General features: G+C 62.2%; 19 protein-coding genes. 13 read left to right on the top strand and 6 right to left on the bottom strand.

Translation table 11 applies throughout. From position 1 onward, the window contains the following. Nucleotides 1-186: 186 nt before the first annotated feature. The 5 genes from AC72UB_RS08720 (at nucleotide 187) to AC72UB_RS08700 (ending at nucleotide 5,965) form a co-directional block, all read left to right on the top strand. Complete coding sequence (locus AC72UB_RS08720) at nucleotides 187-1,941, top strand: acetolactate synthase 3 large subunit (RefSeq protein WP_505189419.1); 1,755 nt, start codon at nucleotides 187-189, stop codon at nucleotides 1,939-1,941. A gap of 67 nt (nucleotides 1,942-2,008) precedes the next feature. After that, a complete protein-coding gene (gene ilvN, locus AC72UB_RS08715; RefSeq protein WP_463289122.1) occupies nucleotides 2,009-2,569 on the top strand; it encodes an acetolactate synthase small subunit in 561 nt (186 codons plus the stop codon). A 106-nt stretch (nucleotides 2,570-2,675) separates the two neighbouring features. Next, the gene (locus AC72UB_RS08710; RefSeq protein ID WP_505189418.1) at nucleotides 2,676-4,649 is read left to right on the top strand and encodes a heme lyase CcmF/NrfE family subunit; all 1,974 of its coding nucleotides are present in this window, start codon (nucleotides 2,676-2,678) and stop codon (nucleotides 4,647-4,649) included. 5 nt (nucleotides 4,650-4,654) lie between these two features. Then, nucleotides 4,655-5,128, top strand: a complete 474-nt coding sequence (locus AC72UB_RS08705; RefSeq protein WP_505189417.1) for a cytochrome c-type biogenesis protein — start codon at nucleotides 4,655-4,657, stop codon at nucleotides 5,126-5,128. Between the two features lie 60 nt (nucleotides 5,129-5,188). Beyond that, on the top strand, nucleotides 5,189-5,965 hold the full coding sequence (locus AC72UB_RS08700; protein WP_505189416.1) for an enoyl-CoA hydratase-related protein: 777 nt from the start codon (nucleotides 5,189-5,191) through the stop codon (nucleotides 5,963-5,965). Here the strand turns inward: AC72UB_RS08700 and AC72UB_RS08695 are convergent, their stop codons facing one another. Then, entirely contained in the window at nucleotides 5,966-6,397 is a 432-nt protein-coding gene (locus AC72UB_RS08695) for an Lrp/AsnC family transcriptional regulator (protein ID WP_463289118.1), read from the bottom strand. Nucleotides 6,398-6,508: 111 nt separating this feature from the next. Here AC72UB_RS08695 and rocF point away from each other — a divergent pair, with 111 nt between their 5' ends. The 7 genes from rocF to gluQRS all read left to right on the top strand — a co-directional run bounded on the left by rocF (nucleotide 6,509) and on the right by gluQRS (nucleotide 14,182). Next, a complete protein-coding gene (gene rocF, locus AC72UB_RS08690; RefSeq protein ID WP_505189415.1) occupies nucleotides 6,509-7,432 on the top strand; it encodes an arginase in 924 nt (307 codons plus the stop codon). A gap of 2 nt (nucleotides 7,433-7,434) precedes the next feature. Beyond that, nucleotides 7,435-8,478 (top strand): ornithine cyclodeaminase, encoded by a 1,044-nt coding sequence (gene ocd / locus AC72UB_RS08685; protein ID WP_505189414.1) that lies wholly within the window; start codon nucleotides 7,435-7,437, stop codon nucleotides 8,476-8,478. Between the two features lie 150 nt (nucleotides 8,479-8,628). Further along, nucleotides 8,629-11,349 carry a DNA gyrase subunit A gene (gyrA, locus tag AC72UB_RS08680; RefSeq protein WP_505189413.1) on the top strand — a complete coding sequence of 907 codons (2,721 nt, stop codon included), beginning with the start codon at nucleotides 8,629-8,631 and terminating at the stop codon, nucleotides 11,347-11,349. Beyond that, nucleotides 11,336-11,632 (top strand): hypothetical protein, encoded by a 297-nt coding sequence (locus AC72UB_RS08675; RefSeq protein ID WP_505189412.1) that lies wholly within the window; start codon nucleotides 11,336-11,338, stop codon nucleotides 11,630-11,632. Before gyrA ends, AC72UB_RS08675 begins: the two co-directional genes overlap by 14 nt. A gap of 37 nt (nucleotides 11,633-11,669) precedes the next feature. After that, the gene (locus tag AC72UB_RS08670) at nucleotides 11,670-12,020 is read left to right on the top strand and encodes a DUF6614 family protein (RefSeq protein ID WP_505189411.1); all 351 of its coding nucleotides are present in this window, start codon (nucleotides 11,670-11,672) and stop codon (nucleotides 12,018-12,020) included. Nucleotides 12,021-12,047: 27 nt separating this feature from the next. Continuing rightward, the gene (trmFO, locus tag AC72UB_RS08665; RefSeq protein ID WP_505189410.1) at nucleotides 12,048-13,376 is read left to right on the top strand and encodes a methylenetetrahydrofolate--tRNA-(uracil(54)-C(5))-methyltransferase (FADH(2)-oxidizing) TrmFO; all 1,329 of its coding nucleotides are present in this window, start codon (nucleotides 12,048-12,050) and stop codon (nucleotides 13,374-13,376) included. Beyond that, nucleotides 13,361-14,182 carry a tRNA glutamyl-Q(34) synthetase GluQRS gene (gene gluQRS, locus AC72UB_RS08660; RefSeq protein WP_505189409.1) on the top strand — a complete coding sequence of 274 codons (822 nt, stop codon included), beginning with the start codon at nucleotides 13,361-13,363 and terminating at the stop codon, nucleotides 14,180-14,182. Before trmFO ends, gluQRS begins: the two co-directional genes overlap by 16 nt. 40 nt (nucleotides 14,183-14,222) lie before the next feature. Here gluQRS and efp read toward each other — a convergent pair whose 3' ends face one another. Then, nucleotides 14,223-14,786 (bottom strand): elongation factor P, encoded by a 564-nt coding sequence (gene efp / locus AC72UB_RS08655; RefSeq protein ID WP_463289110.1) that lies wholly within the window; start codon nucleotides 14,784-14,786, stop codon nucleotides 14,223-14,225. Between the two features lie 213 nt (nucleotides 14,787-14,999). Here efp and AC72UB_RS08650 point away from each other — a divergent pair, with 213 nt between their 5' ends. Beyond that, nucleotides 15,000-15,326 (top strand): DUF6280 family protein, encoded by a 327-nt coding sequence (locus tag AC72UB_RS08650; RefSeq protein ID WP_463289109.1) that lies wholly within the window; start codon nucleotides 15,000-15,002, stop codon nucleotides 15,324-15,326. Between the two features lie 76 nt (nucleotides 15,327-15,402). Here AC72UB_RS08650 and AC72UB_RS08645 read toward each other — a convergent pair whose 3' ends face one another. The 4 genes from AC72UB_RS08645 to AC72UB_RS08630 all read right to left on the bottom strand — a co-directional run bounded on the left by AC72UB_RS08645 (nucleotide 15,403) and on the right by AC72UB_RS08630 (nucleotide 20,442). After that, nucleotides 15,403-16,221: a hypothetical protein gene (locus AC72UB_RS08645; protein WP_505189408.1), complete on the bottom strand. Its 819-nt coding sequence runs from the start codon at nucleotides 16,219-16,221 to the stop codon at nucleotides 15,403-15,405. Nucleotides 16,222-16,357: 136 nt separating this feature from the next. Then, nucleotides 16,358-17,734: a TolC family outer membrane protein gene (locus tag AC72UB_RS08640; RefSeq protein WP_505189407.1), complete on the bottom strand. Its 1,377-nt coding sequence runs from the start codon at nucleotides 17,732-17,734 to the stop codon at nucleotides 16,358-16,360. Between the two features lie 106 nt (nucleotides 17,735-17,840). Further along, nucleotides 17,841-18,494, bottom strand: coding sequence for a protein-L-isoaspartate O-methyltransferase family protein (locus AC72UB_RS08635; protein WP_505189406.1), 654 nt, complete (start codon nucleotides 18,492-18,494; stop codon nucleotides 17,841-17,843). 334 nt (nucleotides 18,495-18,828) lie between these two features. Further along, nucleotides 18,829-20,442: an AMP-binding protein gene (locus AC72UB_RS08630; RefSeq protein WP_505189405.1), complete on the bottom strand. Its 1,614-nt coding sequence runs from the start codon at nucleotides 20,440-20,442 to the stop codon at nucleotides 18,829-18,831. Nucleotides 20,443-20,453: the final 11 nt, after the last annotated feature.

Raw genomic sequence — 20,453 nt, 5'->3', positions numbered from 1 at the left:
GCCCCTAAGTTCCGGCTCGATGGCTTGGGGGGCGGCGATGCGCAGGCTAAACGTAATCGTAGGACTGTGGTGCATGGGTCGGTAACGACAGCCCATAACGGCTCCCATGCGCCCCCGGATCTGACCCCCGGGGGCTTTTTGTTGAGATAGGGCCGCAGGATGCGCGGCCAGAATGAGGAAAGACCGATGACAAAGGCGATGACCGGCGCAAGAATGGTGGTGCAGGCCCTGAAAGATCAGGGCGTGGAGGTGGTCTTTGGCTATCCTGGTGGCGCGGTGCTGCCGATCTATGACGAGATCTTCCAGCAAAACGACATCAAGCACGTGTTGGTGCGCCATGAACAGGGCGCGGTCCACATGGCCGAGGGCTATGCCCGCTCCACCGGCAAGGTGGGTGTCGCACTGGTGACCTCGGGGCCGGGCGCGACCAATGCGGTGACGGGTCTGGTCGATGCGCTGATGGATTCTATTCCGATCGTTGTGTTGTCGGGCCAGGTTCCGACCTTCATGATCGGCACCGATGGGTTTCAAGAGGCCGATACGGTCGGCATCACCCGGCCTTGCACCAAGCATAACTGGCTGGTGAAAGACACGGCCAAACTGTCCGAGGTCATTCATCAGGCGTTCCACGTCTCGCGCTCAGGTCGTCCCGGCCCGGTTCTGGTCGACATTCCCAAGGACGTGCAGTTCGCTACATCCGAATACACGCCGATGCCGAAGGCCAAGGTGGATCATTACCAGCCGCGCGTGAAGGGCGACATCGACGCCATCACCCGCATGGTGGAAATGCTGGAAACCGCCGAACGCCCGCTGTTTTATACTGGCGGCGGTGTCATCAACTCGGGCACGGCGGCAAGCCAGTTGTTGCGCGAGTTTGTTGAGGCCACCGGTTTCCCCATCACCTCAACCTTGATGGGGCTTGGCGCCTATCCGGCCAGCGGCGACAAGTGGCTGGGCATGCTGGGGATGCACGGGCTATATGAGGCCAACCTTGCCATGCATGGCTGCGATCTGATGCTGAACATCGGCGCGCGCTTTGATGACCGCATCACCGGCCGCATTGCCGATTTCAGCCCGAAGTCGAAAAAGGTTCATGTCGATATTGATCCGTCCTCGATCAACAAGGTGATCCGGGTCGATGTGGGGATTGTGGGCGATGTGGCCCATGTTCTGGAAGATGCGCTGCGCATCTGGAAGGCCCGTGGCCGCAAGGTCAACAAAGAGGGTCTGGCCAAGTGGTGGAAACAGCTTAACGAATGGCGCGCCGTGAAGTGCCTGAGCTACACCAATTCAACCAAGACGATCAAACCGCAATACGCGCTGGAGCGCCTGGAAGCCCTGACCAAGGGTATGGACCGCTATATCACCACCGAAGTGGGCCAGCACCAGATGTGGGCCGCGCAGTTCTTGGGCTTTGAAGGCCCGAACCGTTGGATGACGAGCGGAGGCCTTGGCACCATGGGCTATGGCCTGCCCGCCTCGATCGGCGTGCAGATTGCCCACCCGGAGGCTTTGGTCATCAACGTCGCGGGGGAAGCGTCGTGGCTGATGAACATGCAGGAAATGGGCACCGCGATGCAGTTCCGCGCGCCGGTCAAGCAGTTTATCCTGAACAACGAACGTCTTGGCATGGTGCGCCAGTGGCAAGAGTTGCTGCACGGCGAGCGGTATTCCTCGTCCTGGTCGGAATCGCTGCCTGATTTCGTGAAGCTGGCCGAGGCCTTTGGCTGCAAGGGCATCAAGTGCCAAGACCCCAAGGATCTGGATGACGCGATCATGGAGATGCTCCAGTACAACGGCCCGGTGATCTTTGATTGTCTGGTGGAAAAGCATGAAAACTGCTTCCCGATGATCCCGTCGGGCAAGCCGCATAACGAGATGCTTTTGGGCAATGCCGATACGCAAGGCGTCATCAAAGCCGCAGGCGCGGTGCTGGTGTAATCGGGCGGAGCGGGGGCCAGCCCCCGCACCCCCGGGATATTTATGAACAGATGAAAGAGGACCAAGCATGTCCGCACTGAACATCAAAAAGGGCTCGACCAGCCATTCCGCCTATGACCTGCGCGATTCTCATGCGCAGGGCGTGGTGAGCCATACGCTGGCCGTGATCGTCGAGAATGAGCCGGGGGTTTTGGCCCGTGTGATCGGTTTGTTTTCGGCACGTGGGTATAACATTGACAGCCTGACTGTGGCCGAGGTCGATCACACCGGGCACCGCAGCCGGATCACGATTGTCACCTCTGGCACGCCGCATGTGATTGACCAGGTGGAAAAGCAGCTGAGCCGTCTGGTGTCGGTTTATGCCGTGCATGACCTGACCGCCGAGGGGCCGTCGGTGCAGCGCGAGTTGGCCTTGATCAAGGTCGCCGGCAAGGGCGAGCACCGGATCGAGGCGCTGCGGCTGGCCGAGATTTTCCGCGCCCATGTGGTGGACAGCACCTTGGAAAGCTTCATCTTCGAGATGACCGGTACCCCGGAAAAGATCGACAGTTTTGCCGATTTGATGCGCCCCTTGGGGCTGCGGGAATTGGCGCGCACCGGGGTTGCGGCGCTCTCGCGCGGCGCCTGACGAGGGGCGGCGAACAACAGGCTGTGACATTTCGTGCAAAGGGCGTGGCGGGCATTTCCGCCGCGCTCTTTTCGCATTATGCTGCCGCGCAAATGGGAGAATGCCGATGATCGTCGAACTGGGCCATTTTGCGCTGATCCTTGCCTTTGCGGTTGCGCTCGTGCAGGCCACCCTGCCCTTGTACGGCGCCGCGCGGCGCGACAGTCGGTTGATGGCCTTGGCGGAACCGGCAGCGCTTGTGCAACTGATCCTGATCGCCACAGCCTTTGCCGCGCTGACCTATGCCTTTGTGGTGTCGGACTTTTCCTTGCGGCTTGTCACGCTGAATTCACACACCGACAAGCCGATGCTGTACAAGATTTCCGGCGTTTGGGGCAACCATGAGGGCAGTCTGCTCTTGTGGTCGCTGACCTTGGCGCTGTTTGGCGCCTGTGCGGTTTGGTTTGGCGACAACCTGCCGGCCACGTTGAAGGCGCGGGTTTTGGCCGTGCAAGGCATGGTCGGTGTGGCGTTCTTGGCCTTTATGCTCTTCACCTCGAACCCCTTCTTGCGCCTGGCAAATCCGCCGTTGAATGGCGATGACCTGAACCCCCTGCTGCAAGACCCCGGTTTGGCCTTTCATCCGCCCTTCCTGTATCTGGGCTATGTCGGCCTTTCGATGGCCTTCTCCTTTGCAGTGGCCGCGCTGATTGAGGGGCGGGTGGATGCGGCTTGGGCGCGTTGGGTGCGGCCTTGGACGCTGGCGGCTTGGGTGTTCTTGACCATCGGCATCGCGCTCGGGTCCTGGTGGGCCTATTATGAGCTTGGCTGGGGCGGCTTTTGGTTCTGGGACCCGGTGGAAAACGCGAGCTTCATGCCGTGGCTGATTGCCGCCGCCCTGTTGCACAGCGCCATTGTGGTGGAAAAGCGCGAAAGCCTGAAGGCTTGGACCATTCTCTTGGCCATCATGGCCTTTGGCTTTTCGCTGATCGGCACCTTCATCGTGCGCTCGGGCGTCATTACATCGGTGCATTCCTTTGCCAATGACCCCGAACGCGGTGTGTTCATTCTGATGATCCTTGGCGTGTTCATGGGCGGCGCCTTGACGCTTTTTGCCTTCCGCGCCAGCGCTTTGGAGGCGAAGGGGCTGTTTTCCATCGTCAGCCGCGAAAGCGCGCTTTTGGCAAATAACGTGCTTTTGGCGGTGTCGTGTTTCGTGGTCTTCATCGGCACGATCTGGCCTCTTGTGGCCGAGATGCTGTGGGACCGGAAACTGTCGGTTGGGGAGCCGTTCTTTAATGCGGCCTTCACGCCCTTTATGGTGCTCTTGGCGCTGATCCTGCCCGTGGGGGCGATGATGCCGTGGAAACGGGCCGAGATCCGGCGCAGCTTGCTGCCCTTGCGCGGGGCGTTGGCACTGGCTGTCGCGCTGGGGCTGTTGATCTATGCGATGCAGAGCGGGCGGTCGGCCTTGGGGCCGATTGGCGCGGGCTTGGGCGCTTGGGTGGTGTTTGGCGCCGCCGTTGATCTGTGGACGCGGGCTGGTCGCGGTGGCATTGGCAGCCGGTTGAGCCGTCTTGGCCGCATGGGCAGGGCCGATTGGGGCAAGGCCACAGCGCATTCCGGCCTTGGCGTCACGATCTTTGCCGTGGCCGCCATGCATGCTTGGGCGGTTGAGGATATCCGCGTGGTCCGCGTTGGGGAGACCTTCCCGGTTGGCCCCTATGAGGTGCTTTTGAAAGACGTGCGCGATGTGCAGGGGCCGAACTACCTGTCGACCACTGCCGAGATGGTGGTGACGCGTGGCGGTGACGCGGTGGCGACACTTTACCCAGAAAAACGCGTCTACCCGGTGCAGGCAATGCCGACCACCGAGGCGGCGATCGACTACGGCTTTACCCGCGACATCTATCTTGTGATCGGTGATCCGCAGGTTGGTGGCGGCTTTGCCGTACGCTCTTATGTCAAACCCTTTGCCAATTGGCTTTGGGGTGGCTCGGCGTTGATGGCCTTGGGCGGGTTCTTCAGCCTGACCGACCGGCGCTATCGCTTGGCGGCGGGGGCGCGGCGGCAAACGCCCGCCGCCCAACCGGCGGAGTGAGGCGGATGCGCGCCGCGCTTGCCCTGTCTTTGGCGCTGATGGGTCTGGTCCCGTCGGGCGTGATATTGACCGCCCCCCCTGCCCTTGCGGTGCAGCCCGATGAGGTGCTGCCCGACGCCGCGCTTGAAACACGCGCTCGTGCCATCTCGCGCGATCTGCGCTGCCCGGTCTGTCAAGGTGAGGCGATTGATGACAGCAACGCTCCGATCAGCCGCGATTTGCGGCTTTTGGTACGCGAACGGCTGGTGGCGGGTGACAGTGACGAGGAAGTGCTCGACTATATCGTTGCCCGCTATGGCGAATTCGTGCTGTTCAATCCGCGCGCCAGCGGGTCGGGGCTGATCCTGTGGCTGGCCGGGCCAGCCATGCTGTTGGCCGGGGGTGCCTTGGCCTTTGCCGTCACCCGGCGGCGCGCCAAGCCTGAGGCGGACCTGTCCGAGGCCGAACGCGCACGGCTGGCGGAACTGATGAAAGAGTGACGCGAGGTTTGGCTTTCCCCTATCGCCCGCGCGGCTATGCTGGCCCAAAGGGAGCGCGCCATGGACGACACTTCGATCACCTATGATCTGACCGATGGCATCGCCACGATCACGCTGAACCGACCCGAGGTGATGAATGCGCTCTCCGCGTCGCTGCGGCGGTCGCTGTTGGCAGCCTTGCTGCGGGCGCAGGGCGAGGCGCGGGTTCTGGTGCTGACAGGTGCGGGGCGGGCCTTTTGCTCGGGGCAGGATTTGCAGGATGCCGGCAAGATCGGGTCCTTCGACCTTGAGAGGATCCTGAACGAAGAATATGTGCCGATGATCAAGGCGATCACCGACAGTCCAATTCCGACGATTGCCGCCGTCAATGGCGCGGCAGCGGGGGCTGGGGCCAATCTTGCCTTGGCCGCCGATATCGTGATCGCTGCCGAAAGCGCCAGCTTCATTCAGGCCTTCACCCGGATCGGTCTGGTGCCAGATGCGGGCGGGTCCTACTGGCTGCCGCGCCAGATCGGGATGGCGCGGGCGATGGGGGCGATGCTCTTGGGCGACAAGATCAGCGCGACCCAAGCCGCCGACTGGGGCATGATCTATGAGACCGTGCCGGATGCGGGCTTTGCCACCCATGTGCGGGCGCGGGCGGCGCAATTGGCGGCGGGACCTGCCGTGGCCTATCGCGGGGTCAAGGCGATGCTGCGGGCGAGCTTTGGCCATGATCTTGATGCGCAACTGGCGCTTGAGGCGCGGTTGCAAGGGGCCTGTGGACAGACCATCGATTTCAGCGAAGGGGTCGCGGCGTTTTTGGAGAAACGTCCAGCGCGGTTTACTGGGGCCTGACTATTTGCGGCCCGCCTTGCGGGTGGAGAGCAGAAGATTGGTCTCCGACGTCACCACCCCTTCGATGCTGCGGATGCGGTAGATCACCTCGTCCAGCTCCAACAGCGTTTGCGTCGCCAGTTCCGCGATCAGGTCCCATTTGCCATTGGTCGAATGCACCGCCAGCACCGCCGGAATACCCGCCAGCCGCGCCATGACTTTCTCGCCGCCCTTGCCCTCGATCCCGATCATGATCAGGCCGCGCACCGGGGCGGCGGTGACATCCGACCGGGTCAGCACGGTAAACCCGGCAATCTCACCCTTTTCGGTCAACCGCTCCATCCGGCTGCGCACGGTGGCACGGCTGAGGCCCAAACGGTCGGCCAGATCGGACAGCGCGGCACGCCCGTCGCGGCGCAACTCCGCAATCAGCCGCTGGTCAGTATCGTCCATGATGCGCAATCCTGTCGCCGTTTCGGACAAAGCCTTTAACAAAACGGTTCAAATGTCGCTAGGATTCGTCGCGGCATGGCGCAAGAATTTGCGAAACCCGAGGAGAGACACATGCCCAACTGCATCCTGATAGGCGCCCCGATTGACGAAGGCCAGCGCCGCGCGGGCTGTGTGATGGGGCCAGCGGCCTACCGGGTGGCGGGGTTGGCGTCGGCGATTGCCGAATTGGGCCATGGGGTGGAAGATTGGGGCGATTTGGCCGCGGCCGAGGTGACGGCCGCCCCCTGCCCCAACCCGGCCGTGCATGATCTGGACCGGGTCTTGGGCTGGACCGAGGCGCTGTGCGACCGGGTCGATGACGCGCTGAGCGCAGGCGGGATGCCGATCATTCTGGGCGGCGATCACAGTCTTGCCTTGGGATCGGTGGCGGGGGCTGCGGCCTTTGCCAAGCGGCAGGATCGGCCCTTGTTCCTCTTGTGGCTGGATGCCCATTCCGATTTCCACACGCCTCTGACCACCACCAGCGGCAATCTGCACGGCACCCCCGTCGCCTATATCGCGGGCCGCGAGGGGTTTGACGCCTTCCCCCCATTCCCGCAACCCATTGCGCCGGAACGGATTTGCCTTTTCGGCATCCGCTCGGTTGATCCGGCAGAGCATGCCGCGCTTTTGAAGGCCGATATTGCGATCAACGACATGCGGGTTTTGGACGAGCGCGGCATCGTAGCCCCCTTGCGCGAGTTTCTGGATCAGGTGCGCGCAGTCGGGGGGATGCTGCATGTGTCTTTGGACGTAGATTTCCTCGACCCCTCCATCGCGCCTGCCGTTGGCACCACGGTGCCGGGCGGCACCACCTTCCGTGAGGCGCATCTGGTGATGGAGCTCTTGCACGAAAGCGGTCTCGTCACCTCGCTGGATTTGGTGGAGTTGAACCCGTTTCTGGACGAGCGCGGTCGCACGGCCAAGCTGATGGTGGAATTGGTCGGCTCGATGATGGGCCGCAAGGTGTTTGATCGCCCGACCCGGAGTTTCTAAAGATGATTGCCCCCTCGAAACAAGCTTTTGTGCCGTTCTTGTCCGTCGCCAATATGATGCGGCTTGTCCATGCCATTGGGGTGGAGCAGGTGATGATCGACCTCGCCGCCGAGATCGAGGCCGATTTCCGCCGCTGGCCGCTCTTCGACAAAACCCCGCGCGTGGCCAGCCATTCGGATGTGGGGGTGATTGAGCTGATGCCAACGTCTGATGGCGAAACCTATGGCTTCAAATATGTGAACGGCCATCCGTCAAACATGAAGCGCGGGCTGCAGACCGTCACCGCCTTCGGCCTTTTGGCCGATGTGGCCACGGGCTACCCCTTGCTTCTCAGCGAAATGACGATCCTGACCGCACTGCGCACGGCGGCAACCAGCGCCATGGCGGCCAAGTGGCTGGCGCCCAAGGGGGCCACGACCATGGCCTTGATCGGGAATGGCGCGCAGGCGGAATTTCAAGCGCTTGCCTTCAAGGCGGTCTGCGGGATCACGGAAGTGCGGCTTTACGACATTGACCCGGCGGCCACGGCAAAATGCGCGGGAAATCTCGCCGGGCGCGGGCTGGAAGTGGTCAGTTGCGACACGGCGGAAAAGGCGATTTTGGGGGCTGACATCATCACCACTGTGACCGCCGACAAGCAATATGCCACCATTCTGACCGACAATATGGTCGGCGCGGGCGTGCACATCAACGCGGTCGGCGGCGATTGCCCCGGCAAGACCGAATTGCACAAGGATATCCTGACCCGGTCGGCTGTCTTTGTAGAATACCCGCCCCAAACGCGCGTTGAGGGCGAAATTCAACAGATGGACCCCGATTTTCCGGTGACAGAGCTTTGGCAGGTCATCGCAGGCACCGCGGCCGGCCGCACTGATGCGCGCGACATCACGCTCTTTGATTCCGTGGGCTTTGCGATCGAGGATTTCTCGGCCCTTCGCTATGTGCATGGCAAGCTGGCCACCCTTGGGCTGGCTGAGCAGTTGGACATGATCGCCGACCCCGATGACCCGCGCGATTTGTTCGGGATGTTGATGCGCGCGGCCTAAGCTTTGCGCCCTCCTTGGGCGACTTCGTCTTCTCGTCGCGCGATGCGTGACGAAGTCATCGAAGAGCGGCCCCAAACCTTGCATACCAAGGCTTGATTGGTGTAGATATTCAACACCAAAATATAGAACCTTGCAGCAAGGCGGCGTGACGTGAGCGATACCCCGGAAGACATTGAAACCGCAGGCGAAATGCCCGAGCGCCCCGCCTATCACGGCCCCCAGATCGACATCGTCGATGAAATGAAGACGGCCTACCTAGATTACGCGATGAGCGTGATCGTCAGCCGTGCCATTCCCGACCTGCGCGATGGGCTGAAACCGGTGCACCGCCGCATCCTTTTTGCCATGCAAGAATCGGGCAACACGCACGACAAGGCATACCGCAAATCAGCCCGTCCGGTGGGCGATACGATGGGCAAATACCACCCCCACGGCGACTCTGCGATTTATGATGCGCTAGTGCGGATGGCGCAGCCGTTCAGCATGTCGCTCAAGCTTTTGGACGGCCAAGGCAACTTCGGCTCGATGGACGGCGATTCAGCGGCGGCCATGCGCTATACCGAAGTGCGGATGGACAAGCCCGCCGCGTTTCTGATGGCGGACATCGACAAGGAAACTGTCGAGTTTCAAGACAATTACGACGGCAAAGACCGTGAGCCGACCGTCCTTCCCGCCCGTTTCCCGAACATGCTGGTCAATGGCGCCGAAGGCATCGCCGTCGGCATGGCCACCCGCATCCCGCCCCACAATCTGGGCGAGGTGATCGACGGCACGCTGGCGATGATCGACAATCCTGACATCAGCATGGAACAGCTGATGGAGATCATCCCTGCCCCCGATTTCCCCACCGGGGCTACCATTCTGGGCCGGTCCGGCGCGCGTAAAGCCTATCTTGAGGGCCGCGGCAGCGTCATCATCCGCGCCAAGACCCATGTCGAAGAAATCCGCAAGGACCGCTGGGCGATCATCGTTGATGAGGTGCCCTATCAGGTCAACAAAGCGCGGATGATTGAAATCATTGCCGAAATGGTGCGCGATAAGAAGATCGAGGGCATCTCAGGCGTGGCGGATGAATCCGACCGCATTGGCGTGCGGGTGGTGATCGAGCTGAAACGTGACGCCACGGCGGATGTCGTGCTCAACCAGCTTTACCGCTTTACGCCGATGCAGACCTCGTTTGGCTGCAACATGCTGGCCTTGAACGGCGGGCGGCCCGAGCAGCTGACCCTGCGCGATTTCCTGAGCTACTTCATCGTCTTCCGGGAAGAGGTGGTGGCCCGGCGCACCGCCTTTGAACTGCGCAAAGCGCGCGAGCGGAGCCATGTGCTCTGCGGTTTGGCCGTGGCGGTTTCCAACGTGGATGAGGTGGTCAAGACCATCCGCGCCTCGGCCGATGCCGCCGAAGCGCGCGACAAGCTGATGACGCGGCGCTGGCCCGCACATGAGATTGCGCCCTTCATCCGGCTGATCGACGATCCCAGCCACACCTTGAACGAGGACGGCACCTATAACCTCTCCGAGATTCAAGCCCGCGCCATTTTGGAGCTGCGCCTGCAGCGCCTGACGCAACTTGGCGTCAAGGAAGTGACCGACGAGCTTGAGGAACTGGCGGCCAAGATCAAGGATTACCTAGACATCTTGGGCTCACGCGACCGGATCATGGCGATCATCTCGGATGAATTGCGCGAAGTGAAGTCCATGTTCGCCGTGCCGCGCCGCACCGAGATTGTCGACTGGGCCGGCGACATGGACGACGAGGACCTGATCGAGCGCGAGGATATGGTCGTTACCATCACCTCTGGCGGCTATATCAAGCGCACCAATCTGGCCGAATTCCGCGCCCAGAACCGCGGCGGCAAAGGTCTGGCCTCCATGCAGACCAAAGAAGACGATGTGGTGACCACGCTGTTCGTGGCCAACACCCACACGCCTTTGCTGTTCTTCACGACCGATGGCATGGTTTACAAGATGAAGACCTGGCGTCTGCCGCTGGCCGGGCGCACCGCCAAGGGCAAGGCTATGGTCAACATTCTGCCCATCGCCCAAGGGGTGAGCATTGCCGCGCTGATGCCGGTGGATGTGCCCGAGGAAGAATGGGAAAATCTGCAAATCGTTTTTGCGACGTCAGATGGCGATGTGCGGCAGAACGACCTGTCGGATTTCACCAACGTGATGCGCAACGGCAAGATTGCGATGAAGCTGCCCGAAGGGGTGACGCTGGTGAATGCCGCGATTGCCGATGAGAATGACGATGTGATGCTGGTCACCGAATTGGGCCGCGCGATCCGCTTCTCGACCCAAGAAATCCGCGTGTTCAAATCGCGCGGATCAACCGGTGTGCGCGGGATTCGTCTGGCCGAAGGCGATACGGTCGTATCGATGGCGATCATCCGTCACTTTGAGGCCGAGGCAGATGAGCGTGCGGCCTATCTCAAGCAGCGCCGTCTGATGGCGGGCGTGACCGAGGATGAGGCGGATGACGAAGAGGAAAGCGTCGCCGTTGGCCAACTGAGCCCCGAACGCTATGCCGAGATGTCGGCGGCCGAAGATCTGATCCTAACCATCACCAAGGGCGGATCGGGCAAACTGTCGTCCAGCCACGACTACCCGGTGCGCGGGCGTGGCGGTATGGGGGTCAAGGCCATCTCGCCCGGCCCGCGTGGCGGGCGGATTATTGCCTCCTTCCCGGTGACCTCCAGCGACCAGATCATGCTGGCCACCTCGACCGGCCAGTCGATCCGGGTGCCGGTGGAGCAGATCAGCTTCCGCTCGCGCTCGGCAGGTGGGGTGCGGGTGTTCAATGTTGGTGCCGAGGAAGAGGTGGTCTCGGTCGCACGCGTCGCCGAGCAGGGCGAGGATGAACAGGCTTGAGGCGCGGCTGGCCGAACTGGCCGCCGCGGGGCAAACCATCACCTATGGCGCGCTGGCCCGTGAGATGGGCTGGCGCGTGCAGGATCTGACCGCCGCACTTGAGGCGTTGATGGAGATGGACGCAGCCAAGGGCCAGCCCCTGCGGGCGGCACTTTGCGAAGGGCGGCTGTCTGGCGGAATGCCGGGACGCGGGTTTTTCGAAAAGGCGGCAGAGCTTGGCTGTAATCTGTCAGACCCTGCGGCCTTTGTGGCCCAGACCCGGGCCGCGTTAAGGGGCTGGTAATTGGCCCATGGTTCACTTCCCCAAAATGGGGATGCCGATGGACCTTTATCATTGCATGATCGAGCTGCGGGCCGAAGCGCACGCTTTGGCCTTTGCCCGGGCCACCAGCGATTGGATGGGGCACTTGCAGGCGCGCGGGCTGGTTTCCGACTGGCGGTTGATGCGGCGCAAGTTCGGGCTGGCTTCGGGACCGCACAGCGATTTCCTGTTGGAAATCTCGCTCCCCAATCTTGCCGGGCTCGACACTGCCTTTGCCGCCTTGTCCCAAGCCGATGATGAGGCCAGCCGATGTTACGACCGGATGCATGGCATGATCGCCCGCGCCGATGTCGGGCTTTACCGCCCCTTCCCCGATGCCAGCCCCCGTGAACGCATCGCCTTGATCTAGGCCGGGCGGGGCGATACATCCGACCCCATGGAAACTCTTCACATCATTGGCGGCGGCATGGCCGGATCCGAAGCCGCCTGGCAGGCGGCTGAAATGGGCGTGCCCGTCGTCTTGCACGAAATGCGCCCCGCCGTGGGCACATTCGCGCATCGTACCGGGCATTTTGCCGAAATGGTCTGCTCCAACTCGTTCCGCTCGGACGATGATGAGCGCAACGCGGTGGGCCTTTTGCATTGGGAAATGCGCGCGGCCAAAGGTCTGGTCATGGAAATGGCCAGCCGCCACCGCCTGCCCGCAGGCGGCGCTTTGGCCGTGGACCGCGATCCCTTTGCAGAGGCGGTGACCGAACGGCTGCTGAGCCACCCGCTGATTTCAGTCGACTACGGCGAGGTGAGCGAGCTGCCGCATGAGGGTCATTGGATCATCGCCACCGGGCCGCTGACCTCGGGTGCCTTGGCGCACAGCATTCGCGCCGAAACCGGGGCCGATGCGCTGGCGTTTTTCGATGCCATTGCCCCGATCGTTTATGCCGAGTCGATCGACATGTCGGTGGCCTGGCTGCAATCGCGATATGACAAAGGCGAGACTGAAGAAGAACAGCGCGCCTATATCAACTGCCCTATGGACAAGGCGCAGTATGAGGCCTTTATCGACGCGCTTCTCGCCGCCGACAAGACCGAGTTTCATGAGGGCGAAACGGCAGGCTATTTCGATGGCTGCCTGCCGATCGAGGTCATGGCCGAGCGCGGGCGCGAGACGCTGCGCTTTGGCCCAATGAAGCCGGTGGGCCTGACCAATCCGCACAGGCCGGAAAAACCCTATGCCGTGGTGCAGCTGCGCCGCGATAACAAACTGGGCACGCTTTACAACATCGTCGGCTTTCAGACGAAGATGAAATACGGCGCGCAAACCGCTGTTTTCAAAATGATTCCGGGCCTTGAAACGGCAAGTTTCGCCCGTCTGGGCGGCATTCACCGCAACACCTTCCTGAACTCACCCACGCTTCTGGACGAGCAGATGCGGTTGAAATCCCGGCCCAATATCCGCTTTGCCGGGCAAGTGACCGGGGTTGAGGGCTATGTGGAATCGGCGGCCATGGGGCTTTTGGCGGGCCGGATGGCTGCGGTCGAGATGCTGGGGCGAACCCTGCCGCCCCCGCCACCCGAAACCGCCATGGGGGCCTTGGTCACCCATATCACCGGCGGGGCCGAGGCAAAAACCTTTCAGCCGATGAACGTCAACTTCGGGCTTTTCCCGTCGATTGACGCCAAGGGCGGCCGTCGCGGGCGCAAGGACCGCTACAAGGCCTATACCGACCGGGCCAAGGACGCGTTTCAGGCATGGCTGAGCGCGTAACCCGCTTTGCCCCCTCGCCCACCGGCCCTTTGCATCTGGGGCATGCCTATGCCGCGCTGGTTGCAGCATCACGCGGCGACAGGTTCTTGCTTCGGATCGAGGACATTGACCGCCCGCGCTGCACGCCAGAGTTTGAGGCCGGGATTTATGAAAATCTTGAGTGGCTTGGGCTGACATGGGAGCAGCCTGTCCTGCGGCAGTCCGCGCGGGCAGAGGCCTATGCGGCAGCCCTTGCACATCTGTCCGATCTTGGCCTGACATACCACTGCACCTGCACGCGCGGCGATATCAAGGCCGCGCTTTCAGCCCCGCAAGAGGGTGCCCCGATGATCGGGCCGGATGGGCCGGTCTATCCCGGCACCTGCCGAGGGTGCGGGCGTGACACCGGCGCGCTGCGGCTGAACATGGGCGCAGCCATGGCGCGGCTGGGGGCTGTTTCCTTTGAGGACACCGGCATAGACGCCGGAACCCATCGGTTCGATGCGACGCAGCTGATTGAAACCGTGGGGGATATCGTTCTGGCCCGGCGCGACATCGGCACGTCCTACCATATCGCCGTGGTCGTCGATGACGCGGCCCAAGGCATCACCGAGGTGACGCGGGGGCAAGATCTGTTCGCGGCCACTGCCATTCATGTGGTGCTGCAGCGGCTGCTTGGCCTGCCCACCCCGGCCTATCACCACCACCGGCTGATCCGCGACGATCAGGGCAAGCGGTTGGCCAAACGCGACGATGCGCGCGCGCTGTCGAAATACAGGGCTGAAGGGGCGACGCCCGCCGACATCCGCCGGATGGTCGGGCTCTAGCCGCTGCCAAGCCGGAAAGGCCCGGCAGCGACGCCGCGCGTTAGGCGCGTTCGGAGTATTCCATCAATTCAGTGTGCACGATGATCTCTTCATCGGCATTGATGAACGGCGGCACCATGATGCGCACGCCATTGTCCAAGACGGCCGGCTTGTAGGATTTGCTGGCCGTCTGGCCATTCTGCACCGGTTCGGTTTCCACCACGCGGCACTGGACCTTTTGCGGGATCTTCACGTTCAGCGGCTCTTCGCCGTAATACTGAACCGAAACCGTCATGCCATCTTGCAAGAAGGGGCGGCGGTCGCCCAGCAATTCGGCGTCCAACTCGATCTGCTCGTAGGTCTCGGCGTCCATGAACACCAGACGACCATCGGTTTCATAGAGAAACTGCTGATCTTTCATCTCCAGATCAACCTGATCGACCTTGTCTTCCGAACGGAAGCGTTCGTTCAACTTGCGCCCGTCGCGGAGGTTCTTCAACTCGGCCTGCGCAAAGGCCCCGCCCTTGCCGGGCTTGACGTGGCTGACCTTCACAGCCGCCCAAAGACCGCCGTCATGGTCAATGATGGTGCCGGGTTTCAGTTCGTTTCCGTTGATCTTGGCCATTGTGGCTAAACCTTGTCAAAAGGTTGAAATAGTTTGGACCGCCCCTATATCTGGCCTGTGTCCTGCGGGCAAGCGACCTAGATACGGTATCTCGACTTTTCAGCCATGCGCTGAGTGCATGGCAGTCATGCGAAAGATAAACGGCCGAATCGTAGCAAATTCGTTACAAGCAGCAGACGCAAGAAAGACAAGAGCAAGAACAGGATAACGAGCATGCTCGATTCCATCGATAGCACGGCATTCAACTTTGAACAGGGCCAGCGCGCACGCAAGCTGTTTGCGGCCGTGGTTCTGGCGGCATTGGATGATGCCATCGCCGACGACAAGAAATATGGCAATGGCCCCGACCAGATTGCCCGCTGGGCCCGCTCACGCGATGGCCGCGAGGTGCTGTCTTGCGCCGGGATCGACCCCAACGAGCGTGTGGTCAAAGGGCTGATGGAATTTGTCGCCAAGGGCGTGCGCACCAGCGTCGCGCTGAGCCGCGAAGAGTCAGAGCGTCGCCACGCCCAAGAGATGGATCAGGCCGAAGCCGCCTGATCTGTTGGCGGACCGCCAAAATGCCAAAGCGCCCCCTGGGGCGCTTTTTCTTTGGTCTATTCAGAAACGCGGTGCGTTACAAAAGCTCTTCCGAGGCCATGACCCGGACAATCTCGGCCCGCACCAACTTGCGAATGTTGCGGGTGATCCGCTCGCCCATCCGGCCCTGCAATTCTTCGCGCAACACATCGCGCACGATCTCACGCAACATCGCCTCATCGATCGGCAAGGCGATGTCATCGCCCTCTTCTGGCTCCAAAGCCTCGGCCGAACGGCCAGGCACTGGGGGCGCAGCCAACTCCTGCAAAACCGCCGCCTCGGCCTCATCGGCCCAAGCCTGATCCGGCTCTAGCGTACCCGCAACCCATGGATGGGCCGCCGGGGTTTCGGCCGCTTCGGCCCCGTCACTCTGCGCCCAACCGGGCAAGGCTTCGGCGTCCGGCGCGTCCAAGGCCGCGCCAAACTCAGGCGCAGGGCTGGCACCGCCCGCGCTGGTTTCGGCCCCTGCCTCGGCACGCTCGGCGGCCGTTTTCAGGATGAACACTGGTTCGGCATAGGCATCGACCTGATGCGCCTCCCACTCAGCTTCCTCCACATCCTCAGCCATCGGCGCGCCTTCGGCATCGGGGCCAAGGTCACCGGTCTCGGACTCCCAGTCGTCAGGCTGCTGGTTCACCCCAGCGCTGACATGGGCTAGAACGGCATCAAGCGGGGGCTGCGCGGCGATAAAGGGCGGCGCGTTTGACACAACGCGCAAGGCGGGCGTCAGCAGCAGCTTGTCGCCGTCAACCGGCGCACGGCCTGCACTGCTCAGCGGCCGCAGATCATCCGACACCAGCCGCCGGATCGACGACAAGACATCCTCGTTTCCGGTGGAATTCAACGCTTCCGACATGCCTGTCCCTGCCTAACCACTTAACCCTGCCCTTCGGGCTTTTGCCAAGCTTACCCAAAGCGAGCGTGTCGCACAAGAAAAAGGCCCGCATCGCTGCGGGCCCCTTTGAGACGGATTTATCGAAATCGACCGAAGATCAGTCAGCGATCTTTTGCAAGATGCGGTCCAGAGCCTTGCCCTGTGCCGAATGGGCCGGGGCGGATTTGACCGCGTTGTAATAGGCCTCGGGGTCAAAGGTCGGCACGCCAAGGTTCAGATGTTCGGCGGTCAAAAGCCCCATCGAGGCCAGAACCTGATAGACACCCACATAGCGATTGGCCTCTGCCTCCAGCCGTGAGGCACGGGCTGAAAGAAGGTTCTGCTCGGCGTTCAGCACATCCAATGTGGTGCGCGCGCCCAGAGTGGCCTCTTCGCGGACCCCGTCAAAGGCGCGCTGCGCGGCGGTCACCTGCTGGCGCCCCGCCTCGATCGAGGCTTGGGCCACCAAAAGCTGCGACCAAGCTTGCCCCACCGTCTCGCTGACCTGCACGACGCTTTGCAAGAGCCCAGCTTGCGCCGCCTCTTTGCCCGCCATGGCCTTGCGATAGCTGGCCGCATTGCGGCCGCCGGCTGACAGCGTTTGGCTTAACTGCAGGCCCAAACCGGTTGAGGCGATGCCGGCCTCAACATCCTTGCTGAGATCCACGCTGCCCGACAGCGTGGGCCCAAAGGCCGTGGCCGCAATCTTGACGTTCAGATCGGCCGCCGTCACCTGGTGCTGGGCTTGGATGACCACAGGATGGCCACGCTCGGCTACGGCCTTGGCCTCGTCCAGCGTTTTGGGAAGAGCCGGGGGTTTTGGCAGACTGGCAAGTTTGCCCGGATATTGCCCGGTCACCGCCTTGTAACGTTCCCGCGCCACCATCAATTGGCCCTGTGCGGCTGCCAGATTGGCATCCGAGGCCGCCAGTGCTGCTTCGGCCAGCGCGACATCGGTCTGGGTCACCTCGCCCACTTCGAACCGGTCCTTCGCGGCGCGCAATTCTTGCGTGATGACCCGAAGGTTGGACTGACGCAGCGCGACAATCTCCTGCTGAAGCTGCACGTTGACATAGGCCGAGACCGCCTGCAGCAGCACCTGCTGCTCGACGTTGACCAGCGCGGCCCGGGTGCTGAGCACCTGCGCCCGTGCCGCTTCAAGCGACAGCTTGCCGCGGCCACCCGCCCAAAGCACGACCTGTCCAGTCAATTCGACGCTGGCCGAGTTGGAGTTGTCGGCGCCGCCCAAGTTTGTGATATTCTGGTCAAACTGGCGCCAGCTGCCGCGCGACACAAAGTTCAACACCGGCCGCAGGTTTGCCATCGCAATCGCGGCATCCTCATCCGCGGCGCGCAGCACGGCCTGATTCTGATCCAACAGGTTCGACGACTTGTAAGCCGAGGCCAACGCATCCGCGAGCGTTTCGGCCTGCGCCAATGCGGGAACCACCGCAAAACCCGCTACAAACCCCAGCACTTTTAAGAACGTCCGCATCTATTGTGCCTTTCTAGCCGCTTTTCCGGTCTGCCTAGGTGCCGCGCCACCGCCATTTGGCTTGAGCAAGACCCGAGGCAGAGCCATGGGTTGCGACGATCATATTCTAAAGTGCGAATTCGTGTCGAGAGGCAAAACCGGAAATCACCGGTGCCGCCGCATTAAAGGCAAAACGCCAGACCATTTTTGACCGGGTCTTGTGGCCGATTTTCACCGCACCCAAGGGGCCGTCCATGAACAAGGCGGCAATCCGGCCACCATCTTTCAGCTGCGCAATCAGCGCCTGCGGGATCTCTTGTACCCCACCTTGCACCATGATCGCATCAAAGGGCCCACCTTTGGCACAGCCTTCGGCCAAAGGCCCTGCAACCACGGCGGCATTGTCCACACCCTCCGAGGCGAGCACCCGCTGTGCCTCAGCCGCCAGCGCTTCATTTTCTTCCACAGCAACCACCGCGTCGGCCATCCGGGCGATCACGGCCGACGAATAGCCCAAGCCGCAGCCCAGATCCAACACGACCTCGCCGGGTTGAATGTCTATGGCATCCAGCATCTTGGCCAGCGTGCGGGCCTCGAGCATCACCCGGTCGCCGCCAAGGCTGATGTTCTCGCCCACATAGGCGGCCTCGCGCTTGTCGGCGGGCACATAGACCTCACGCGGGACAGCCAACATGGCCTCGATGATTGGGAACTTGGTCACATCCTGCGGACGAACCTGCGTGTCGACCATCATCACTCGGCGGGCGGAATAGGCGCTCATTTGCAAACCTTTGGCATCAGGGGTCAAACTTGCCTTTGTCTTGCCACAGCCAGCGCGCAGGGGCAACGGGCCAATGCGCCACAGAGCGGCCGACGGCCGCAATGACCGGCGACAATTTCCGCAAACCGGGTGCGTTAAGCCACGATTCGTGAACCGAGGCTCACAAAGCTTCGGCGGATCGGGACGCGGGTCAGGGGATAACGCCACGCACAGTGTGTCGCCAGTTGACGAAGTGGCCGAAATCCGGACCGAATTCGCCCGCCTCAACGAGCGCGAGGCGGCACTGGGCCTAGGCCCGCCAATCCGTCGCGACGGGGCGCGGCTGCACAAGCGCTTAGGCCTTCAGCTTAAAGCGCTGGATCTTGCCAGTCTGGGTCTTGGGCAAGCCTTGCACAAAGACCACACGGCGCGGGTATTTGTAGGGCGCAATCGCCATTTTCACATGGTCTTGCAACAGCTTGACCATCAGCGCGTCGCCTGTCCGCCCCGGTGCCAGCACCACATGCGCCTCCACGATCATGCCGCGCTCTTCATCCGGCGCGCCCACCACCGCACATTCAGCCACATCCGGGTGCGACAGCAGCGCCGCCTCCACCTCCGGCCCGGCGATGTTGTAGCCCGCGCTGATGATCATATCGTCAGACCGGGCGGCAAAGTGGAACCGCCCTTCCTCATCTTGCCAGAAACTGTCGCCGGTCAGGTTCCACCCGTCGCGCACATATTTCTTTTGCCGTGGATCAGCCAGATAGCGACAGCCCGTCGGCCCTTTGACCGCCAGCCGCCCCACCTCGCCACGCGGCATTTCGTTCATATTGTCATCAACGATCCTAGCCTCATAGCCGGTCACAGGGCGGCCCGTGCAGGCCGGGCGATGGTCCTCGAAGCGATTGGTTAGGAAGATGTGCAGCATCTCGGTCGCGCCAATGCCGTCCAGCATCGGCTTGCCGGTCTTCGCCATCCACTCGTCATAAACCGGCGCGGGCAGCGTCTCGCCCGCACTGACCGCCGCCCGCAAGGACGACAGATCCGCGCCCTCCTCCATCGCCTTCAGCATCACGCGGTAAGCGGTGGGGGCGGTGAAACAGACCGTGGCCTTATGGGTTTGAATGATCTCAATCATGTTCGGCGGGCTGGCCTGTTCCAAGAGCGCCGCCGCCGCGCCAAAGCGCAGGGGAAACACCGCAAGCCCGCCAAGCCCGAAGGTAAAGGCCAAGGGCGGGCTTCCGACAAACACATCCTCGGGCGTGACCTGCAACACCTCACGCGCATAGCCGTCCGCGATGATCAGAAGGTCGCGGTGAAAGGCCATCGCGCCCTTCGGCTCGCCCGTGGTGCCCGAGGTAAAGCCAATCAGCGCGACATCATCGCGCCCCACCGGCGGCGCGGTAAAGCGCACCGACTTGCCCAAGGCCACGCGGTCCAACTCGGCGTCGTGGTTGGCGGTGCCGTCAAATCCGACAACGGTTTTCAGGAACTTTGAGTGTTTTGCACAGATGACCAACTCTTCCATCAACCGCGTGTCGCACAGCGCAAAGGCAATCTCGCCCTTATCGACGATCTGGCCCAACTCACCCGCCCGCAGCATCGGCATGGTGTTGACCACCACAGCGCCCGCCTTGGTGGCCGCCAACCAGCAGGCCACCATCGCTGGGTTGTTGGCTGACCGGATCAGCACACGATTACCGGGCTTTACGCCGTAATCCTCAACCAGCGCATGGGCTATGCGATTGGTCCAGTCCGACAGCTCCTTATAGGTCCGCATTCGGCCATTGCCGATCAGCGCGGTATGGTCACCAAAGCCGCGCTCGACCATGCGATCGGTCAATTCTACGGCTGCGTTCAGATATTCGGGATAGTCAAACCCCTCCAACCGAAACTCAGGCCATTCGTCGGCAGGCGGCAGGCGGTCGCGGGCGAAGGTATCACTATGGCCAGACGGTCCCAGCATGGCAGTCACTC

Source organism: Allotabrizicola aquatica (SeqCode) (genome assembly GCF_965194375.1).
In the GTDB taxonomy this organism is placed as follows: domain Bacteria; phylum Pseudomonadota; class Alphaproteobacteria; order Rhodobacterales; family Rhodobacteraceae; genus Tabrizicola_A; species Tabrizicola_A aquatica.
This window is presented reverse-complemented; position numbering and strand designations above follow the sequence as displayed.

Coding starts and splice junctions, on each gene's coding strand:
- AC72UB_RS08675 (WP_505189412.1), top strand. CDS start 11,336: ATGAACAGGCTTGAGGCGCGGCTGGCCGAACTGGCCGCCGCGGGGCAA.
- AC72UB_RS08670 (WP_505189411.1), top strand. CDS start 11,670: ATGGACCTTTATCATTGCATGATCGAGCTGCGGGCCGAAGCGCACGCT.
- AC72UB_RS08640 (WP_505189407.1), bottom strand. CDS start 17,734: ATGCGGACGTTCTTAAAAGTGCTGGGGTTTGTAGCGGGTTTTGCGGTG.
- AC72UB_RS08720 (WP_505189419.1), top strand. CDS start 187: ATGACAAAGGCGATGACCGGCGCAAGAATGGTGGTGCAGGCCCTGAAA.
- AC72UB_RS08630 (WP_505189405.1), bottom strand. CDS start 20,442: ATGCTGGGACCGTCTGGCCATAGTGATACCTTCGCCCGCGACCGCCTG.
- gluQRS (WP_505189409.1), top strand. CDS start 13,361: ATGGCTGAGCGCGTAACCCGCTTTGCCCCCTCGCCCACCGGCCCTTTG.
- AC72UB_RS08700 (WP_505189416.1), top strand. CDS start 5,189: ATGGACGACACTTCGATCACCTATGATCTGACCGATGGCATCGCCACG.
- rocF (WP_505189415.1), top strand. CDS start 6,509: ATGCCCAACTGCATCCTGATAGGCGCCCCGATTGACGAAGGCCAGCGC.
- AC72UB_RS08645 (WP_505189408.1), bottom strand. CDS start 16,221: ATGTCGGAAGCGTTGAATTCCACCGGAAACGAGGATGTCTTGTCGTCG.
- AC72UB_RS08695 (WP_463289118.1), bottom strand. CDS start 6,397: ATGGACGATACTGACCAGCGGCTGATTGCGGAGTTGCGCCGCGACGGG.
- ilvN (WP_463289122.1), top strand. CDS start 2,009: ATGTCCGCACTGAACATCAAAAAGGGCTCGACCAGCCATTCCGCCTAT.
- AC72UB_RS08705 (WP_505189417.1), top strand. CDS start 4,655: ATGCGCGCCGCGCTTGCCCTGTCTTTGGCGCTGATGGGTCTGGTCCCG.
- ocd (WP_505189414.1), top strand. CDS start 7,435: ATGATTGCCCCCTCGAAACAAGCTTTTGTGCCGTTCTTGTCCGTCGCC.
- efp (WP_463289110.1), bottom strand. CDS start 14,786: ATGGCCAAGATCAACGGAAACGAACTGAAACCCGGCACCATCATTGAC.
- AC72UB_RS08710 (WP_505189418.1), top strand. CDS start 2,676: ATGATCGTCGAACTGGGCCATTTTGCGCTGATCCTTGCCTTTGCGGTT.
- AC72UB_RS08635 (WP_505189406.1), bottom strand. CDS start 18,494: ATGAGCGCCTATTCCGCCCGCCGAGTGATGATGGTCGACACGCAGGTT.
- trmFO (WP_505189410.1), top strand. CDS start 12,048: ATGGAAACTCTTCACATCATTGGCGGCGGCATGGCCGGATCCGAAGCC.
- AC72UB_RS08650 (WP_463289109.1), top strand. CDS start 15,000: ATGCTCGATTCCATCGATAGCACGGCATTCAACTTTGAACAGGGCCAG.